Source organism: Raineyella sp. W15-4, from assembly GCF_033170155.1.
Taxonomy (GTDB): Bacteria; Actinomycetota; Actinomycetes; order Propionibacteriales; family Propionibacteriaceae; genus Raineyella.
On record NZ_CP137079.1, the window covers coordinates 3,615,379 to 3,633,099 of the forward strand.

At 71.9% G+C, this 17,721-nt stretch carries 15 protein-coding genes and 1 tRNA gene; 13 read left to right on the top strand and 3 right to left on the bottom strand.

The window, feature by feature from the left end; all coding sequences use genetic code 11:
- Nucleotides 1–37: 37 nt before the first annotated feature.
- From R0145_RS16700 to R0145_RS16720, 5 genes are read left to right on the top strand one after another with little or no spacing between them, the layout of a single operon-like run.
- Nucleotides 38–2,143: a putative cobaltochelatase gene (locus tag R0145_RS16700; protein ID WP_317838082.1), complete on the top strand. Its 2,106-nt coding sequence runs from the start codon at nt 38–40 to the stop codon at nt 2,141–2,143.
- Between the two features lies 1 nt (nt 2,144).
- On the top strand, nt 2,145–2,756 hold the full coding sequence (gene cobO, locus R0145_RS16705) for a cob(I)yrinic acid a,c-diamide adenosyltransferase (RefSeq protein WP_317838083.1): 612 nt from the start codon (nt 2,145–2,147) through the stop codon (nt 2,754–2,756).
- A gap of 11 nt (nt 2,757–2,767) precedes the next feature.
- On the top strand, nt 2,768–5,110 hold the full coding sequence (locus R0145_RS16710) for a cobyrinate a,c-diamide synthase (RefSeq protein WP_317840263.1): 2,343 nt from the start codon (nt 2,768–2,770) through the stop codon (nt 5,108–5,110).
- Nucleotides 5,103–6,134: a uroporphyrinogen-III C-methyltransferase gene (gene cobA / locus R0145_RS16715; protein ID WP_411742058.1), complete on the top strand. Its 1,032-nt coding sequence runs from the start codon at nt 5,103–5,105 to the stop codon at nt 6,132–6,134. The genes R0145_RS16710 and cobA overlap by 8 nt, the downstream gene beginning before the upstream one ends.
- Nucleotides 6,131–6,868, top strand: a complete 738-nt coding sequence (locus R0145_RS16720; protein ID WP_317838084.1) for a cobalt-precorrin-6A reductase — start codon at nt 6,131–6,133, stop codon at nt 6,866–6,868. Before cobA ends, R0145_RS16720 begins: the two co-directional genes overlap by 4 nt.
- Before the next feature lie 28 nt (nt 6,869–6,896).
- Here R0145_RS16720 and R0145_RS16725 read toward each other — a convergent pair whose 3' ends face one another.
- Entirely contained in the window at nt 6,897–8,648 is a 1,752-nt protein-coding gene (locus R0145_RS16725) for a pyruvate dehydrogenase (protein WP_317838085.1), read from the bottom strand.
- A 201-nt stretch (nt 8,649–8,849) separates the two neighbouring features.
- Here R0145_RS16725 and R0145_RS16730 point away from each other — a divergent pair, with 201 nt between their 5' ends.
- Nucleotides 8,850–9,641: an HAD-IIA family hydrolase gene (locus R0145_RS16730; protein ID WP_317838086.1), complete on the top strand. Its 792-nt coding sequence runs from the start codon at nt 8,850–8,852 to the stop codon at nt 9,639–9,641.
- Nucleotides 9,642–9,645: 4 nt separating this feature from the next.
- Here the strand turns inward: R0145_RS16730 and rpmG are convergent, their stop codons facing one another.
- Nucleotides 9,646–9,813, bottom strand: coding sequence for a 50S ribosomal protein L33 (rpmG, locus tag R0145_RS16735; protein ID WP_317838087.1), 168 nt, complete (start codon nt 9,811–9,813; stop codon nt 9,646–9,648).
- Nucleotides 9,814–10,018: 205 nt separating this feature from the next.
- Between rpmG and R0145_RS16740 the strand changes: the two genes are divergently transcribed.
- Nucleotides 10,019–10,804, top strand: a complete 786-nt coding sequence (locus R0145_RS16740) for a trypsin-like serine protease (RefSeq protein ID WP_317838088.1) — start codon at nt 10,019–10,021, stop codon at nt 10,802–10,804.
- A gap of 146 nt (nt 10,805–10,950) precedes the next feature.
- Nucleotides 10,951–11,445: a MarR family winged helix-turn-helix transcriptional regulator gene (locus tag R0145_RS16745; protein WP_317838089.1), complete on the top strand. Its 495-nt coding sequence runs from the start codon at nt 10,951–10,953 to the stop codon at nt 11,443–11,445.
- 359 nt (nt 11,446–11,804) lie between these two features.
- On the opposite strand, the gene R0145_RS16750 is transcribed toward R0145_RS16745, so the two are convergent.
- Nucleotides 11,805–11,890, bottom strand: a tRNA-Leu gene (locus R0145_RS16750).
- 197 nt (nt 11,891–12,087) lie between these two features.
- Here R0145_RS16750 and R0145_RS16755 point away from each other — a divergent pair.
- From R0145_RS16755 to R0145_RS16775, 5 genes are read left to right on the top strand one after another with little or no spacing between them, the layout of a single operon-like run.
- On the top strand, nt 12,088–12,828 hold the full coding sequence (locus R0145_RS16755; protein WP_317838090.1) for a DUF3662 and FHA domain-containing protein: 741 nt from the start codon (nt 12,088–12,090) through the stop codon (nt 12,826–12,828).
- Nucleotides 12,828–13,331: an FHA domain-containing protein gene (locus tag R0145_RS16760; protein ID WP_317838091.1), complete on the top strand. Its 504-nt coding sequence runs from the start codon at nt 12,828–12,830 to the stop codon at nt 13,329–13,331. Before R0145_RS16755 ends, R0145_RS16760 begins: the two co-directional genes overlap by 1 nt.
- Before the next feature lie 2 nt (nt 13,332–13,333).
- On the top strand, nt 13,334–14,869 hold the full coding sequence (locus R0145_RS16765) for a protein phosphatase 2C domain-containing protein (RefSeq protein WP_317840265.1): 1,536 nt from the start codon (nt 13,334–13,336) through the stop codon (nt 14,867–14,869).
- A complete protein-coding gene (locus R0145_RS16770; protein ID WP_317838092.1) occupies nt 14,869–16,275 on the top strand; it encodes an FtsW/RodA/SpoVE family cell cycle protein in 1,407 nt (468 codons plus the stop codon). Before R0145_RS16765 ends, R0145_RS16770 begins: the two co-directional genes overlap by 1 nt.
- Complete coding sequence (locus R0145_RS16775) at nt 16,272–17,708, top strand: penicillin-binding protein 2 (RefSeq protein ID WP_317838093.1); 1,437 nt, start codon at nt 16,272–16,274, stop codon at nt 17,706–17,708. Before R0145_RS16770 ends, R0145_RS16775 begins: the two co-directional genes overlap by 4 nt.
- Nucleotides 17,709–17,721: the final 13 nt, after the last annotated feature.

A 17,721-nucleotide genomic window follows, 5' to 3' on the forward strand; every position in this document is an offset into this window, starting at 1 on the left:
CCACGACACGCGGGCGAGGTACCCGCAGGGAGGCTCCATGCGCACCTTTCCGTTCTCGGCCGTCGTCGGCTCCGACGACATGCGCCTGGCACTGGTCCTGACCACAGTGTCCCCAGCGATCGGCGGTGTCCTGGTCCGCGGCGAGAAGGGCACCGCCAAGTCGACCACCGTCCGGGCGCTGGCCGAACTACTGCCGGCCCAACAGGTCATCGACGGCTGCCGCTTCGGCTGCGACCCGGCCGCCCCGGATCCGCGCTGCCCGGACGGTCCGCACGACCCTGCCGAGCCGACCGGCACCCGCCCCGCCCGGCTCGTCGAGCTGCCGGTCGGCGCCACCGAGGACCGGGTCATCGGCTCCCTCGACCTCGAACAGGCCCTCGGCGCCGGCCGGGTCCGCTACGAACCGGGCCTGCTCGCCGAGGCAAACCGCGGTCTGCTCTACGTCGACGAGGTCAACCTGCTGCACGACCACCTGGTCGACCTGCTCCTCGACGCGGCCGCAATGGGCCGCAACACCGTCGAACGCGACGGTGTCTCGATCTCCCATGCCGCCAGGATCGTCCTGGTCGGCACGATGAACCCCGAGGAGGGCGAGCTGCGGCCCCAGTTGCTGGACCGCTTCGGGCTGACCGTCGAGGTCGCCGCACCGCGCGACCCGCGACTGCGCGCCGAGGTGGTCCGCCGCCGGCTGGCGTACGACCAGGATCCGGACGCCTTCGCCGCGGCGTATGACACCGAACAGGAGGCCACCCGGACCCGGCTGGCCGCCGCCCGGGACCTGCTCGACACTGTCACCCTCGGCGACCGGGCGCTGCTGAAGATCGCCGAGATCTGTGCCGCCTTCGAGGTCGACGGGATGCGCGCCGACATCGTCACCGCCCGTGCCGCGGCCGCCCACGCCGCCTGGAACGGCCGCGACCGGGTCACCAAGGAGGACCTGCGGGCCGCCGCCCGGCTGGCCCTGCCACACCGTCGGCGCCGCAACCCGTTCGACGCCCCTGGGCTGGACGAGGACCTGCTGGACCGCCTGCTCGACGACCTCGAGCCGGACGACCCGGACGATCCCGACCCGGCCGATCCCGACCCGGACGATCCCGACCCGGCCGATCCCGACCCGGACCGTCCCGACCCGGACCGTCCCGACGACTCATCCGCCGACCAGGAGCCGTCCGGGCAGGGGCAGGCCGCTCCGACGCCCCCCGCGGCCGACCGGGACGCCACCGACGCCACCGATCCGGACCCCGCGCCCGAGGACGGCCCACAGGACGACCCCGCCGGCGCCGCCCCACGGATGCTGCTCGCCGCCGCCGGACGGCCCTACCGCACCCGTCGGTTGGAGGCCCACGGGATCGGCTCCGGCGAGGCCGGCCGCCGGTCCCGCGCCCGGACCGGTCAGGGGCGCACGGTCGGTGCCGGCGTCGAGGGCCGTACGCTGCACCTGCCCGCCACGATCCGCGCCGCCGCGCCGCACCAGGCGACCCGCGGCCGAGCGAGCGGGAAGCTCCGGCTGACCGCCGGCGACCTGCGCCGGACTGTCACCGAGGGCCGTGAGTCCAACCTGGTGCTGCTGGTGGTCGACGCCTCCGGCTCGATGGCGGCCAGACGGCGGATGGAGGCGGTCAAGACCGCCGTCCTCAGCCTGCTGCTGGACGCCTACCAACGCCGCGACAAGGTCGGTCTGATCACCTTCCGGGGCAGCGACGCGACACTGGCGCTGCCGCCGACCTCCTCGGTCGACGCGGCCGCCCGGCGGCTGGCCGAGTTGCCCGCCGGCGGCCGTACGCCGCTGGCCGAGGGACTGGCGACCGCCGCCGAGGTGCTCCGGCGCGAGCGGATCCGCGACCCGCGCCGCCGGCCACTGCTGGTCATCCTCACCGACGGCCGGGCCACCTCCGGTCCCGACGCCCTGCCCCGCGCCGACCGGGTCGCCGCGTACCTGGCCGAGTACGACGCCGTGGTGATCGACTGCGAGACCGGCCGGTTCCGGCTGGGCCTCGCCGGCCGGCTCGCCGCCACGATGGGCGCCGACCTGGTCGAGCTGGGCGAGGTCGGCCGTGACACGGTGTCGGCGGCCGGTCGTACCATCGTGACCACCGTCCAAGATCGCCTCACCGACCCCGACCACCGACGAAAGGCCGCCTGACATGCAGGGCAAGCCACTGACCGTGCCCGACGACGGGCTGACCACCCGGCAGCGCCGCCATCGGCCGTTGGTGATCGTGCACACCGGCGCCGGCAAGGGCAAGTCCACCGCGGCGTTCGGGCTGGCCCTGCGCGGCTGGACCCAGGGCTGGGACATCGGCGTCTTCCAGTTCGTGAAGTCCGCGAAGTGGCGGATCGGCGAGCAGACCGCCCTCGAGACACTCGCCACGGTGCACACCGACACCGGGCAGGGCGGCCCGATCGAGTGGCACAAGATGGGCTCGGGCTGGTCCTGGTCGCGCAAGGAGGGCTCCGACGAGGACCACGCACTGGCCGCCCAGGAGGGTTGGGCCGAGATCAAGCGGCGCCTCGCCGCCGAGCGGCACACCCTCTACGTGCTCGACGAGTTCACCTACCCGATGAGCTGGGGCTGGATCGACCCGGCCGACGTCGCGGCGACGCTGCGCGACCGGCCCGGCACCCAGCACGTGGTGATCACCGGCCGTGACTGCGCCCCCGAGGTGCTCGAGGTCGCCGACCTGGTCACCGAGATGACCAAGATCAAGCACCCCTTCGACACCGGCCAGAAGGGCCAGAAGGGCATAGAGTGGTGAGTGAGCAGCGCATGGTGGCCGACGGCATCCCGGCCACTCCCCTGGCCCGGGTGGTGATCGGCGCCCCGGCGTCCGGCCAGGGCAAGACGACCGTCGCGACCGGGCTGATGGCGGCCCTGTCCCGCGCACCGTACGGCCTCGATGTGGCCGGCTTCAAGGTCGGCCCGGACTACATCGACCCCGGCTACCACCAGCTCGCCACCGGCCGCCCCGGCCGCAACCTCGACCCCTGGCTGCAGGGCGAGGAGCGGATCGCCCCGCTGCTGCTGCACGGCGCCGGCACCGCCCGGATCGCCGTCATCGAGGGCGTGATGGGGCTGTTCGACGGCAAGGCGGAGACCGAGGGCTTCGCCTCCACCGCCCACGTCGTGGAGCTCACCGAGTCCCCGGTCATCCTCACCGTCGATGTCTCCCACGCCTCCCGGACGATCGCCGCGACGGTCGGCGGGCTGGCCGCGTTCGAGGAGGGGGTGAAGGTCGAAGGCATCATCCTCAACAAGGCCGGCTCCCCCCGCCACGCCGACGAGGTGAAGCGCGCCCTGCGCCGGCTGGGCATCCCGGTCCTCGGCGTACTGCCGCGCGACGAGGCGATCCACGTGCCCTCCCGCCACCTCGGCCTGGTGCCCGCCGCCGAGCGGGACGAGGCGCTGGCGGCCCTCGACGTCCTCGCCCGGCGGATCGCCGACGAGATCGACCTGGCCCGGGTGGTGCGGATCGCGATGACCGCGCCCCGGCTGTCCGTACGCCCCTGGGACCCCACCGCCGAGGTGCACCCACCCGCAGCCGCCGATCCCGCAGCCGAGCCCGTCGCCGGCCCTGACCGCTCCCCGGCCCGGCCCCGGATCGCCATCGCCGGCGGCCGCGCCTTCACCTTCCGGTACGCCGAGACGACCGAGCTGATGGCGGCGGCCGGGTGCGAACCGGTCGAGTTCGACCCGCTCAACGATCCCGCCCTGCCGCCCGACACCGCCGGGATCTACCTGGGCGGCGGCTTCCCCGAGGTGCACGCCGAGGGACTGTCCGGCAACGCGTCGATGATCGCCTCGATCCGGGAGGCGATCGCCGCCGGCACCCCCACCGTCGGCGAGTGCGCCGGCCTGCTCTACCTGTGCCGCGAGGTCGACGGCCATCCGATGGTCGGCGCGGTCGACGCGACCGCGGCGATGGGCCCGAAGCTGGTACTCGGCTACCGCGACGCCGACGGGACCCACGGCCACGAATTCCACCGGACCACCACCGATCCGCCCGACCCGCCGATGCCCGGCAACGTACACGCCTCCTACCTGCACGTGCACTGGGCGGGCGCCCCGGAGCTGGCCCAGGAGTTCTGCGACGCCGTCCACGCGTACACGGCCTCCCGGCCGGATCTCCGCCACCACGGCGACACCGAGGTGGGTGACGGGCTGGTCGACCTGGCGGTCAACGTCCGGCTGCCCGGCCCGCCGGACTGGATGCTGGCCCAGATCGCCGCAACCCTCCCCGGGCTGGGTGCCTATCCGGATCCGACGGCGGCCCGGCAGGCGCTGGCGGCCTACCACGGGGTCAGCCCGGACATGGTGCTGCCGACCGCGGGCGGGGCCGAGGCGTTCACCCTGATCGCCCGGGCCGTCCCCGGCGATCGGCCGGTCGTCGTGCACCCGCAGTTCACCGAGCCGGAGGCGGCTCTGCTCGCCGCGGGGCGTACGCCGCACCGGCACGTCCTGGCCCCGCCGTTCACCCTCGACCCTGCGGCGTTGCCCGACACCGACCTGCTGCTGATCGGCAACCCGACCAACCCCACCAGCGTGCTGCACGACGGGGAGGCACTGCGCGGCCTGGCCGGGCCGAGACGGATCGTGGTGATCGACGAGGCGTTCATGGATGCCGTCCCCGGCGAGCACGAGAGCCAGATCGCCGCCGAGATGGCCGACCTGCTGGTGGTGCGCTCGCTCACCAAGACCTGGGGCCTGGCCGGGCTGCGCGCCGGCTGTGTCGTCGGTGATCCGCGGTTGATTGCCCGACTGGCGGCCCAGCAGCCGCCGTGGTCGGTCTCCGCCCCGGCGCTCGCCGCGATGATCGCCGCCACCTCCGACCGGGCCAGGGTCGAGTCCCAGCTCGCGGTGATCGGCACCACTCGCGACCGGGACCACCTCGTCGAGGCGCTGACCGGCCTGGGCTGGGACGTCGTCACCCCGGCGGCCGGCCCGTTCGTGCTGGCCGACACCCACGACCCGGCGACCCGCGCCCGGCTGCGGGAGCGCGGGTTCGCGGTCCGCCGCGGCGACACCTTCCCCGGCCTCGGTCCCGGCTGGGTCCGGGTGGCCGTCCGGCCGCCCGACGTCACCGACGCGCTCGTGGAGGCCGCCCGTGTTTGAGATCGAGGTCACCGGCCGCCAGGTGCTGATCACCGGGCTGGATGCCACCATGCCCGCGCACATCGCCGCCCTGATCCGCGACGGCGCCCGGGTCACCGTCGCCGTCGAGGAGCTGTCCACCTCGCTGAAGGACCTGGTGCACCGCGGCCTGATCAGCCACGACCCCGACCCGCAGGGATCGTACGACCTGGTCATCGCACCCCGCCCGGCGCCGGCGGCGCCCGACCCCGACCCGGCCGACGCCGTGGCCACCGGTTCCGGCGTCGGCCGGGTCACCCTGGTCGGCGGCGGGCCGGGCGATCCCGGGCTGATCACCGTCGCCGGGCTGCGGGCGCTGCGCGAAGCGGATGTCGTGGTGACCGATCGGCTCGTCCCGCAGGAGTGCCTGGCCGAGATCCCTGCCCACGCCGAGGTGATCGACGTGGCGAAGATCCCGCGCGGCGAACAGACCTCCCAGGAGAGGATCAACGCCCTGCTGATCGACCGGGCCCGCCCCGGCCGGCACGTCGTCCGGTTCAAGGGCGGCGACCCGTACGTCTTCGGCCGCGGCGGGGAGGAGGTGGTCGCCCTCACCGAAGCCGGCATCCCGGTGACCATCATCCCCGGGGTGACGTCCTCGATCGCCGCGCCGGAGCTCGCCGGCATCCCGGTCACCCACCGCGGGCTCACCCAGGGCTTCACCGTGGTGTCCGGCCATGTCGCGCCGGGCGACCCCCGGTCCACCGTCGACTGGTCGGCGCTGGCCCGCACCGGCACCACCCTGGTGATCCTGATGGGGGTGCACACCCTGCGGCGTATCTGCGCCCGGCTGGTCGCCGACGGCCTGGACCCGGCGCTGCCGGCGGCGACCATCGCCGACGCCGGGCTGGCCGGCCAGCGGATCGTCCGCTCCCCCCTCGGCGGGCTGCCGGACGCCGTCGAGGCCGCCGGGATCGGCTCCCCCGCGGTCACCGTGATCGGCGCCGTCGCCGGCGGCCGACTGCCGGCGACCACCGATCTCGCGATGCAGGGCCTGGTCCGATGACCGTGCTGATCCTCGGCGGCACCCGGGAGGCCCGCGCCCTGGCGATCCTGCTGGTCGGCCACGGCCTCGACGTCATCTCCTCCCTCGCCGGGCGGGTGACGACCCCGGCGCTGCCGGCCGGCGAGGTCCGGATCGGCGGCTTCGGCGGCATCGAGGGCCTGGTGGCGTACGAACGCGACCACGGGATCACCGTCGTCGTCGACGCCACCCACCCGTTCGCCTCCCGGATCAGCGCCAACGCCGCCGCGGCCCACCACGACACCGGGATCCCGCTGCTGCACCTGCAGCGGCCCGGCTGGGAGACCCGCCCCGAGGCCGACGGCTGGCATTGGGTGGACACCACCGCGGAGGCCGTCGCGGCGGCCGAACGGCTCGGCGAGCGGGTGTTCGTCACCACCGGCCGCAAGTCGCTGCGTGCGTACGCCGGCTGGACCGACCGCTACGTCCTGGTCCGGCTGGTCGAGCCCGCGGATTGGTGGGTGCCTACCGGGTGGGAGGTGCTGGTCGACCGCGGGCCGTACGATCTGGCCGCCGAGACCGCCCTGATGCGGGACCGGCGGATCGACGTGCTGACCACGAAGAACTCCGGTGGTTCCCTCACCGAGGCCAAGCTGCAGGCCGCCGCCGACCTCGGCATCGCCGTGGTGATCGTCCGGCGGCCGCCCGCGCCGGAGGGCATCGATCAGGTGGCGACCCCGGAGGAGGCCGCCGGCTGGGTGCTTGCCCAGGCCTGAGACCGGCGAGCACCCGCACCCGCCGGCGCTACAGCTTCCAGGTGCGCGGGATGTTGCGCAGGTTCGAGCGGGCCATCGACACCACCTCACCGGCCCCGCCGTTGAGGACCGTCTTGCTCATCGCGGTGGCGAAGCCGATCAGCTGCTCGCCGGTCACCGCCGGCGGCAGCGACAGCGCGTCCGGATCGGTGATCACCTCGACCAGGGACGGGCCGCGGTGGGCCAGGGCGGCGGTCAGCGCCGGCTCGATCTGCGTCGGTTCGGTCACGGTGTCGGCGTGGTACCCGATCGCCTTCGCGACCTGCGCGTAGCTGACCGGCGGCACGTCGGTGCCGTGCCCGGGCAGGCCGTTGACCAGCATCTCCAGCTTGACCATGCCGAGGGTGGAGTTGTTGAACACCACCACGGTGATCGGCAGCTGGTACATCTGCGCGGTCACCAGCTCACCGAGCAACATGCCCAGGCCACCGTCGCCGGACACCGAGATCACCTGCCGATCCGGGTAGGCGAACTGCGCCCCGATCGCGTGCGGCAGTGCGTTCGCCATCGACCCGTGCAGGAAGGAGCCGATCAGCCGGCGGCGGCCGTTCGGGTTGATGTAGCGGGCGGTCCACACGTTGCACATGCCGGTGTCGGCGGTGAAGATCGCGTCCTCGGCGGCGACCTCGTCGAGCAGGTTCGCGACGTACTCCGGGTGGATCGGGCGCTTGCGGGCCGGCTTGTGCGCGTACGCCCCGACCGTGGAGGTCATCAACTTCTCGTGCTTCTTCAGCATCTCGGCGAGGAACGCCCGCCGGGTCTTCCGCTCGACCAGCGGCAGGAGTGCCCGCAGGGTCGGCACCATGTCGCCCTGCACGGCCAGGTCCACGCCCGTCCGCCGGCCCATGGTGGCCGCGTTGCGGTCGATCTGGGCCGTCCGGGTGCCGGGCAGGAACTGGTCGTACGGGAAGTCGGTGCCGAGCAGCAGGAGCAGGTCGGCGCCCGCCATGCCTGCGGCCGCCGCGCCGTAACCGAGCAGGCCGGTCATCCCGACGTCGTACGGGTTGTCGTACTGGATGAAGTCCTTGCCGCGCAGCGAGTGGCCGATCGGGGCGGCGATCTTCTCGGCGAGTTCGATCACCTCGTCGTGCGCGCCCTCGACGCCGGCGCCGGCGAAGACGGCCACCGTGTCGGCGGCGTTGATCAGGTCCGCCAGTTCCCGCACCGCGGCCGGGTCGGGGGTCAGGCTGGCCTTGCGGACGTCGTGCCAGGCCGGGGTCGGCACCGTCGCCTCCCGGTCTGCGACGTCGCCGGGGATGCTGAGGACGGCGACACCGCGCTCGGCGATCGCGTGGTGCATCGCGGAGTCCACCAGCCGCGGGAAGACCGTCGGGTCGGTGACCAGCTCGTTGAAGACCGAGCACTCATTGAACAGCCGGTCCGGGTGGGTCTCCTGGAAGTAGCCGGTGCCGATCTGCTGGCTGGGGATGTGGGAGGCGATGGCGAGGACGGGGGCGCCGGAGCGGTTCGCATCGTAGAGGCCGTTGATCAGGTGCAGATTGCCCGGCCCGCAGGAGCCGGCGCAGACCGCCAGCTCGCCGGTGAGTTGGGCGTCCGCGGCGGCGGCGAACGCGGCCGCCTCCTCGTGCCGGACGTGGATCCAGTCGATACCGCCGGCCGCCGAGCCGCCGGAGCGGCGGACGGCGTCGACGATGGGGTTGAGCGAGTCTCCGACGATCCCGTAGATCCGTCGGACGCCGGCCTGTTGGAGCTGGGCGACGAGTTGTTCGGCGAGCTTCACCGTGCACCTCCCGAGGTCCTTGTGGGACCCGCAGCAAGAAGTTGACACTTCACTGATAGTTGATACTTCTACAATATGCCTCCGGTGCACATCCGGGAACGCCCACCCAGGCCTCCCCTGACCCGCCCCCTCCGAAGGCGCCCGGGTGGCGGCTGGAATACTGCGGAGCGACATCCGCAGCTGCCCCGAGGAAGGCCCCCGATGCACGACGACACACCCGTCCACAGCTGGCTCACCGACATGGACGGGGTGCTGGTCCATGAGAACCGGCCGATCCCGGGGGCCGCCGAGTTCATCGAGGCGCTCGAGCGCACCGAGCGGCGCTACCTCGTCCTGACGAACAACTCGATCTTCACTCCGCGCGACCTGCGGGCCCGGCTCGCCCGCAGCGGCATCGACCTGCCCGAGGAGAACATCTGGACCTCGGCGCTGTCGACCGCGGCGTTCCTGGCCGACCAGTCGCCGGGTGCGACGGTCTACGTGCTCGGCGAGGCCGGCCTGACAACGGCCCTGCACGAGTCGGGGATGATCCTCTCCGACACCGAGGCCGAATACGTGGTGCTCGGTGAGACCCGTGCCTGGTCGCTGCCCGCGATCACCCACGCGATCAACCTGATCCTCGGCGGCGCCAAGTTCATCGCCACCAACCCGGACCCGACCGGCCCCTCACCGGAGGGGATCACCCCCGCCACCGGCGCGGTCGCCGCCCTGATCACCCGGGCGACCGGGATCGAGCCGTACTACTGCGGCAAGCCCAATCCGTACATGATGCGGTCGGGCCTGAACCGGATCGGCGCGCACTCCGAGAACACCGTGATGATCGGCGACCGGATGGACACCGACGTGATCTCCGGCCTCGAGGGCGGGATGCGGACCATCCTGGTGCTCTCCGGCATCACCCAGCGCGAGGACATCGCACGGTTCCCGTTCCGGCCCAGCCGGGTGCTGGACTCCATCGCCGACGTGATCCCGCTGGTCGAGAAGTACGCCTGAGAGGTCAGCGCGCCTCGCGGAACTCCACATGCTTGCGGGCCATCGGGTCGTACTTCTTCAGCACCAGCCGGTCCGGCGTGTTCCGCCGCGACTTGCGGGTGACGTAGGTGAATCCGGTGCCGGCGGTGGAGCGCAGCTTCACCAGCGGGCGCAGGTCGTTCTTCTTGGCCATCTCGGGAGTCCTTTCCTTGGGGGCGGGCCCAGGGCGCCTGAGGCCGCCGGAGACCCCAGCGCCGGGCCCCGTCGGCCGCACAACGTCGGCCTGCCGACAATCATTCCCACGATCGGCGACCGCGGTCCGGCCCGGCGACCCCCAGGCGGATCTAGGGTGACCAGGCCGGGGCCCGGTGGGCCAGCACCGACTCGAAGGGTCCGACATGCGCACACTCGTCACGGCACTCATCGCGAGCCTCCTGCTCGTGGCGGGCACCTCGCCGGCCCACGCCATCACCCATGGCACGCCCGATGGCGACGATCATCCCTACGTCGGTTTCCTGGCCACGTACAACGCCACCACCGGCGAGGGGATGCTGTGCAGTGGCACGCTGCTTTCGGAGCGGGTCTTCCTCACCGCCGGCCACTGCACGGCCGGCAACCCGACCTACGTCTCGGTCTGGTTCGACGCCGTGCCCGACCCGCAGCACCCCGATGTCGTCGGCGGCACCGCATACACGCATCCGGCCTACGATCCCGGCACCTTCTACCAGCACGACGTGGGCGTCGTCGTCCTCGACCGGCCGGTGCCGAGCGCGACGTACGGCCGGCTGCCCGCGGTCAACCAGCTCGACTCGCTGGGGCCCGGCAACCGCACCACCTTCACCTCGGTGGGCTACGGCCTGCAGGCGTCCTTCCCGGACGCGGCGGCGTGGAAGAACCGGGCGGACGTGGTCCGGATGGTCGCCCACCCGCGCCTGGTCCAGATCAACACCGGCATGCCCGAGGTCGGTGACTTCGCGATGCTGCTCTCCGCGAACGCCAACACCGGCGGCATCTGCTCCGGTGACTCGGGCGGCCCGAACTTCCTCGGCGACAGCACTGTCATCGCCGGGGTCACCTCCTACACGCGCAACCCCACCTGCGCGGGCACAGCAGGTGTCATGCGCCTGGACCGCAGCGATGTCCTCGACTGGGTCGAGGGCATGCTGGCGACGGCCGGGCACTGAGACCGCCGCATGCCGCCGGCCCGGGCAGCGCCGACGGCCACCCGGTGGCTGGCCACAGATGAGCGGGAGCAGCGACCCGATTCCGCCTGGCAGCACCCCGAACCCAATTTACTTCAACTTTTAATAGCTAGGCGTACGATGGGGCCATGGAACGGCAGGAGACGAACGAACCCCGGTGGCTGACCACGGAGGAACGACGCGCCTGGCTGGCCCTGGGCGGGGTGGTGTTGCGGCTGCCGACGGCGCTCGACGGCCAGCTGCGACGCGATGCCGGACTGCGGTTCTTCGAGTACATGGTGCTGGCCGGACTGTCCGAGGCCCCGGACCACACCCGCCGGATGAGCGACCTGGCCGCCTTCGCCGAGGGCTCGCTGTCGCGGCTCTCCCAGGTCGTCGCCAAGCTCGAGCACCGCGGCCTGGTGGTCCGGTCACCGGATCCGGATGACCGCCGGGCGACCCTGGCGACGCTGACCGAGGAAGGCTGGGAACTCGTCGTCCGGACTGCACCGGGTCATCTCGAGGCCGTCCGGACGTACGTCTTCGACGCGCTGGCCGCCCCCCAGGTGCCCCAGCTCACCGCCATCGCCGAACAGATCCTGCAGACGATCGACCCCGAGCACGAGCGGCCCGCGGATCGCTGAGCATCCCGCCCGAAAGAACACCACATGATGGGACCTGATTGTCACTGACGTGAGAAGGGTCACGGAATACCTATTTTCCCCCTGAAAATGCGGCCCGTCCCCTATCCTGCGCTCTTACGCCATACCCGGCGACCACGGCCGACTGTGTCGCGGGAGAATGTCGCGGAAGAATATGGCCGCTGCGGCGCCGACCCTCGACCACCTCCCCCGGTCCCGCAGCTGCACGCTCACCGCCCCCCGGTCGGTCGCCCGGCCGCATCGGCGCCGGACACCCGGACACGAAGAACGGGCTCGGACACGAAGAACGCCCGCACCTACACCGTAGGCCGGGCGTCCGGTGATGTCCCGAGACATCACAATGGTGCGCGAGAGAGGATTTGAACCTCCACGTCCCAAGGGACACTGGCACCTGAAGCCAGCGCGTCTGCCGTTCCGCCACTCGCGCATGAGTGATCCGAACAGGTCTCCCTGCCCGCAGCAACCGGTAGACCATAGCATACGCGGCGCCCGACGCGTCAAATCGCTCGGTCGGGACCCGCCTTTCCTGAGGCCCACACCGCCCGGCGGTCAGCGTACCGCCGTCGCCGACGCATAAGATCAGAGGTGCGATACCCATGTGCAGTCGGCCGGAAGGAACTGAAGGTGGGAGTCTTCGACCGCTTCGAGCGGAAACTCGAGGGTGCCGTCAGTGGTGCCTTCGCCCGCGCGTTCAAGGGTGACGTGCAGCCGGTGGAGATCGCCGCCCGCCTGCAGCGGGAGCTGGACGCCGAGGCCAAGGTCGTCTCCCGCGACCGCCGTCTGGTGCCCAACGAGTTCACCGTCTTCCTGTCCCAGCACGACTACGAGCGCCTGACACCGTACGGCAAGACGCTGAGCCGCGAGATCGTCCCCGAGCTCAAGCAGCACGCGTCCAGCCAGGGATACATCTTCAACGGCCCGATCTCCATCACGTACGAACTCGACACCTCGCTGCCCACCGGCAAGTTCACCGTCGTCTCCCAGGCGGTGGCGGGCGTGGACGCCGCCGGCGGGCCGGCGCCCGGCGGGCCCGGGGCAGCCGGCGCCCCCACCCCGCTGCACCGCACCCGGCTGGTCCTGGAGGTCAACGGGATGCGTCACCCACTCACCCCGCCGGGCTTCATCATCGGCCGCGGCACCAGCGCCGACCTGCGGATCAACGACCCGGGCATCTCCCGCCAGCACGCCGAGATCAAGGTCTCCGGCACCGGCGACGACCAGCAGGTGACCATCGTCGACCTGGGGTCGACCAACGGCATCATCGTCAACGGCCAGCGCGTCACCCAGGCCATCCTCACCGAGGGCTCCCGGATCGAGATCGGCTCGACCCGGATGCTCATCCATTCCCCCGGCACGGATCAGTGATGTCCGACATCCTCCTCGCCGCGCTCAAGATCGGCTACCTCGCGCTGCTGTGGCTGTTCATCCTGCTCGCGGCCAACGTCATCCGCACCGACCTGTTCGGCCGGCGGGTGCCCACCTCCGAGCTCCCCTCCGCCAGGGCCGAGCGCACCGAGCGAGGCAGGCGCGACGGTCACCGGGCCGCCGCCCCGGTGACTCCCCCGGCCGCCCCGCCGGTCCGGCTGGTGGTCACCAACGGCCCACACCTGGGCATGGCGGCGGAGGTCGACCAGGCCGGGACGTACGTGATGATCGGCCGCTCCCCGGAATGCGCCATCGTGCTCGACGACGACTTCGTCTCCACCCGCCACGCCCGGGTGGTCAACGGGGATGCCGGCCTCTATCTGGAAGACCTCGGTTCGACCAACGGCACATTCGTCAACGGGCGCCGGATCACCGGTGCGACGATCATCGGGCCGGCCGACGAGATCAGGATCGGGCGGACGATCCTGAAACTGGAGTCGTGAGCATGCCGTTGTCCCTCCGCTACACGGCACACTCCGAGATCGGGCTGGTCCGCAAGAACAACCAGGATTCCGGCTATGCGTCCGGACAGCTGCTGCTCGTGGCCGACGGGATGGGCGGCGCAGCCGCCGGTGATCTGGCCTCCGCCGTCGCGGTGACCCGGCTGCGGGCCCTCGACGAGGAACTGGCCGCCGCCGCGAAACCGCCGCGGGGAGAGGACCTGCTGAGCCGGATCACCCAACGGGTCCACGACGCCAACGAGCTCATCGCCGATCTGGCTGCGGACAACCCCGCCCTGGACGGGATGGGCACCACCGTCACCGCGGCCGCGTTCGACGGGACCGACCTGGCCGTGGTGCACATCGGCGACTCGCGGATGTACCGGATGCGCCGCGGCAGTCTGGTCCGGGTCACCCACGACCACTCGTGGGTCCAGTCGCTGGTCGACGAGGGCCGGCTCACCCCCGAACAGGCCGCCACCCACCCGCACCGTTCCCTGCTGCTGCGGGTGCTGAACGGGGCCCCGAACAACGACCCGGACATCGGCCTGGTCGACACCGCCGCCGGCGACCGGCTGCTGCTGTGCTCCGACGGCCTGTGCGGCCTGGTCGACGACACCGACCTGGCCCGGATGGTCGCGGTCCCCGACCGCACCCGCGCCCTGGAGCAGTTGATCGCCGCCGCGCACGACGCCGGCGGGTCGGACAACATCACCGTCATCCTCGCCGACCTCGTCGCCGAGCCGCCCGACGGATCGGCGCCGGTCACCGTCGGCGCCGCCGCGACCCGGGAGATCCCGTCGGTCTCGGAGCGGACCCAGGAGATCCCGCTCGATCCGGCCCAGTTCGCCGCCCCGCTGCTGGTCGACGCGGAGGGCCGGCCGGTCCCCGAGGACGTCGCCAGTCAGGCCCAGGCGCTGGAGAAGCCGCTGCGGCACGACATCGACCCGACCCCGGTGGTGACGGCGCACCACACCACCGCCCAGCAGGCGGTCCCGCGGCGGATGGCACTGGCGGAGGACGAGCGCTACGCGCCCCGCGAGGATCCGTCGCCGCGCCGGCGGGTGGTGGTCACCCTGATCTCGCTGCTGGTCGCCGTGCTGCTGGTCGGCGGCGCCGTCGTCGGCACCTGGGTGGTGTGGCGCGGCAGCTACTTCATCAGCGCCGACGGCGGAAAGGTCGCGGTCTACCGCGGTTTCGACGCAACGATCGGGTCCTGGCGGCTGAGCCGGGTGGTGGAGACCGAGGACATCACCATCGCCGATCTCTCCCCTCGCTACCAGCAGCAGGTGCACGACAGCATCACCGTCGAGTCGCTGTCCGCAGCGCACGCCAGTGTGGCGGAACTCTCCCAGAACGCCGCGTACTGCCGTACGGTCCGGGCCAAGGCCGACGAGGCCGCCGCCGAGGCCACCCGCGCCGCCGAGGAGCAGGCCCGGCAGGCCGCCGAACAGGCCAAGCAGCACCCGGCCTCCCCGTCCGCCTCGCCCCAGCCCGTGTCGACGCCGACGCCGGTCGTCCCGGACTACGGGGAGTGCTGATGGCCGGCCCCGTGATGATCAACACCGCCGATTCCGTCGTCGTCTACCGCAGGCGACGCAATGTCGAACTCGCGATGATCCTGGTCGCCCAGGTGATCGGGCTGGCCGGCTACGCCCTCACCCACCTCAACCTCGACGGCACCCTGCCCCCGGAGATGCTGTCGGTGACGATGGTGTGGGTCGGGCTCGGGCTGGCGCTCCACATCGCGGTCCGCTGGCGGGCGCCGTACGCGGACCCGCTGCTGCTGCCCTGCGCGCTGCTGCTCAACGGCGTCGGGCTGGCGATGATCCACCGGATCGACCTGATCCCCGATCCGCCCCGCCACGACGTGCTGACCCAGCTGATCTGGACCGGGCTGGGGATGGCCCTGGCAGTGGTCACCATCGTGGTCGTCCGCGACCACCGGCCGCTGCAGGCCTACACCTACACCCTGTTCCTGCTCGGCCTGGTGCTGATGATGCTCCCGCTGGTGCCCGGCCTCGGGGTCGAGCTCAACGGGGCGCGGGTGTGGATCCGGATCTGGCGGTTCTCCTTCCAGCCGGCCGAGGCGGCGAAGTTCGTGATGACGATCGCCTTCGCCTCCTACCTGGTCGACAAGCGCGACGCGCTGGCCGTCGCCGGCCCCCGCTTCCTCGGCCTCACCTTCCCACGCCCCCGCGATCTCGCCCCGCTGGGGGTGATGCTGGCGCTCGCCATGACGGTGCTGGTCACCCAGAAGGACCTCGGCATGTCGATGCTCTTCTTCGGCCTGTTCGTGGTGATGCTCTACGTCTCCACCGAACGGCCCGCCTGGCTGGTGCTCGGTGGGCTGTCCTTCGCCGGGGCCGCCTTCCTCGCCGCCTCGCTCTTCCACCACGTGCAGGTGCGCATCGACGCCTGGCTGCACCCCTTCCAGAACTACGACCAGAACCTGCAGATCATCAGCGCCCAGTTCGGCTACGCCTGGGGTGGGCTGCTCGGCCGCGGCTGGGGACTCGGCCGGCCGGGCCTCACCCCGCTGGCCAAGTCCGACTTCATCGCCGCCGCGCTCGGAGAGGAGCTCGGCATCACCGGACTGATGGCGCTGATCATGGTCTACGCACTGTTCGCCTTCCGCGGCCTGCGGACCGCCCTGGCGGCCCGGGACGACTTCTCCACCCTGCTGGCCACCGGACTGTCCTTCCTGTTCGCCCTGCAGGTGTTCCTGATCATCGGCGGCGTCACCCGGCTCACCCCGATGACCGGCCTGACCACCCCGTTCATGAGCCACGGCGGCTCGTCGATGGTGGTCAACTGGATGATCGTCGGACTGCTGCTGGTGATCTCCCACCAGGTCCGCCGACCGGTGGCCGCGCCCACCGAGCTGACCCTGGCCGACGACAGCACCCAGCTGATCGCCGTCCCGACGGCGGAGGTGCGGCCGTGAACAAACCGATCCGCCGCATCGCCGTGCTCACCATGGCGCTCTTCGTCGCATTGCTGCTGAACGCCTCGCAGATCGTCGTCTTCCAGCAGGACTCACTCAACACCAACCCGCAGAACCGCCGGGTGCGCGACGAGCAGTTCGGCGGCCACCGCGGCTCCATCGTCGCGGGCAAGACCACCCTGGCCGTCTCCGACGCGACCCCGCAGGGCAGCCAGTTCGCCTACCAGCGCAGCTATCCCCAGGGCGACCTGTACGCGCCGGTCACCGGCTACTTCTCGTACGACCGGGGCAGCACCGGACTGGAGAGCGCCTACAGCGCCGAACTGGCCGGCACCTCGAACTCGCTGTTCGTCCGCCGGCTGGTGGACACCGTCACCGGCCGCTCCCCGCAGGGGGCCACGGTCGAGACGACGCTCGACCCGAAGGCCCAGCAGGCCGCCGCCCAGGCGCTCGGCCACCAGCAGGGGGCGGTGGTCGCGATGGACGCCGAGACCGGCGCGGTGCTGGCGATGGTCAGCAGCCCCTCGTACGACCCGACGACACTGTCCGGCACCGACATCAAGAGCGCCGGCGAGGCGTACGGGACGCTGCTCCAGGACCCCGACTCGCCGCTGACGAACCGTGCCGCCGGCGAGATCTACCCACCCGGCTCGACGTTCAAGCTGGTCACCGCCGCGGCGGCGCTGGAGAACGGGATGCAGCCGAGCACCCTGGTCGACACCCCGGCGAAACTGACCCTGCCGGGCACCAAGACGCAGCTGCCGAACGAGACCCAGTGCGGCGACGGCCAGCAGACCCTCGACCGGGCGCTGCAGCTGTCCTGCAACACCGCCTTCGCCAATGTCGCGATCAAGCTCGGCGACAACGCACTGCGCCAGCAGGCGGAGAAGTTCGGCTGGAACTTCCAGCTCGGCGACGTGGGCGGTGTCGCCGCCCGGTTCCCGGCCAACCCGGATCCGGCCCAGACCGGCCTGAGCGGCATCGGCCAGTACGATGTGGCCTCCAACCCCCTGCACATGGCGATGGTCTCGGCGGCCATCGCCAACGACGGCAAGCTGATGACGCCGTACGTGGTGCAGACCGTCCGTGCCGCCGACCTGACCGCACTGAGCACCACGAAACCCAAGGAGCTGTCCCAGGCCATGAGCGCCGCGAACGCCCAGCAGCTGCAGGGCATGATGGTCAACGTCGTCAACAGCGGCACCGGCACCAGCGCCCAGATCAACGGGGTGAGGGTCGGTGGCAAGACCGGCACCGCCCAGACGACGGCGGACAAGCCGCCGTACGCCTGGTTCACGGCGTTCGCCGAGAAGAACAACCGCAAGATCGCCGTCGCCGTCTTCGTCGAATCCGCCAACGTCCCGCGATCGGAGGTCGGGGGCAACGTGGTTGCCGCACCGATCGCCAAGAGCGTGATCCAGGCACTCCTGTGAGCCCGGAAGGTCA

Bases quoted from the DNA above. Each gene is read 5' to 3' on its own strand.
- R0145_RS16700 (WP_317838082.1), top strand. From the start codon at position 38: ATGCGCACCTTTCCGTTCTCGGCCGTCGTCGGCTCCGACGACATGCGC.
- cobO (WP_317838083.1), top strand. From the start codon at position 2,145: ATGCAGGGCAAGCCACTGACCGTGCCCGACGACGGGCTGACCACCCGG.
- R0145_RS16710 (WP_317840263.1), top strand. From the start codon at position 2,768: ATGGTGGCCGACGGCATCCCGGCCACTCCCCTGGCCCGGGTGGTGATC.
- R0145_RS16720 (WP_317838084.1), top strand. From the start codon at position 6,131: ATGACCGTGCTGATCCTCGGCGGCACCCGGGAGGCCCGCGCCCTGGCG.
- R0145_RS16730 (WP_317838086.1), top strand. From the start codon at position 8,850: ATGCACGACGACACACCCGTCCACAGCTGGCTCACCGACATGGACGGG.
- rpmG (WP_317838087.1), bottom strand. From the start codon at position 9,813: ATGGCCAAGAAGAACGACCTGCGCCCGCTGGTGAAGCTGCGCTCCACC.
- R0145_RS16740 (WP_317838088.1), top strand. From the start codon at position 10,019: ATGCGCACACTCGTCACGGCACTCATCGCGAGCCTCCTGCTCGTGGCG.
- R0145_RS16745 (WP_317838089.1), top strand. From the start codon at position 10,951: ATGGAACGGCAGGAGACGAACGAACCCCGGTGGCTGACCACGGAGGAA.
- R0145_RS16760 (WP_317838091.1), top strand. From the start codon at position 12,828: ATGTCCGACATCCTCCTCGCCGCGCTCAAGATCGGCTACCTCGCGCTG.
- R0145_RS16765 (WP_317840265.1), top strand. From the start codon at position 13,334: ATGCCGTTGTCCCTCCGCTACACGGCACACTCCGAGATCGGGCTGGTC.
- R0145_RS16770 (WP_317838092.1), top strand. From the start codon at position 14,869: ATGGCCGGCCCCGTGATGATCAACACCGCCGATTCCGTCGTCGTCTAC.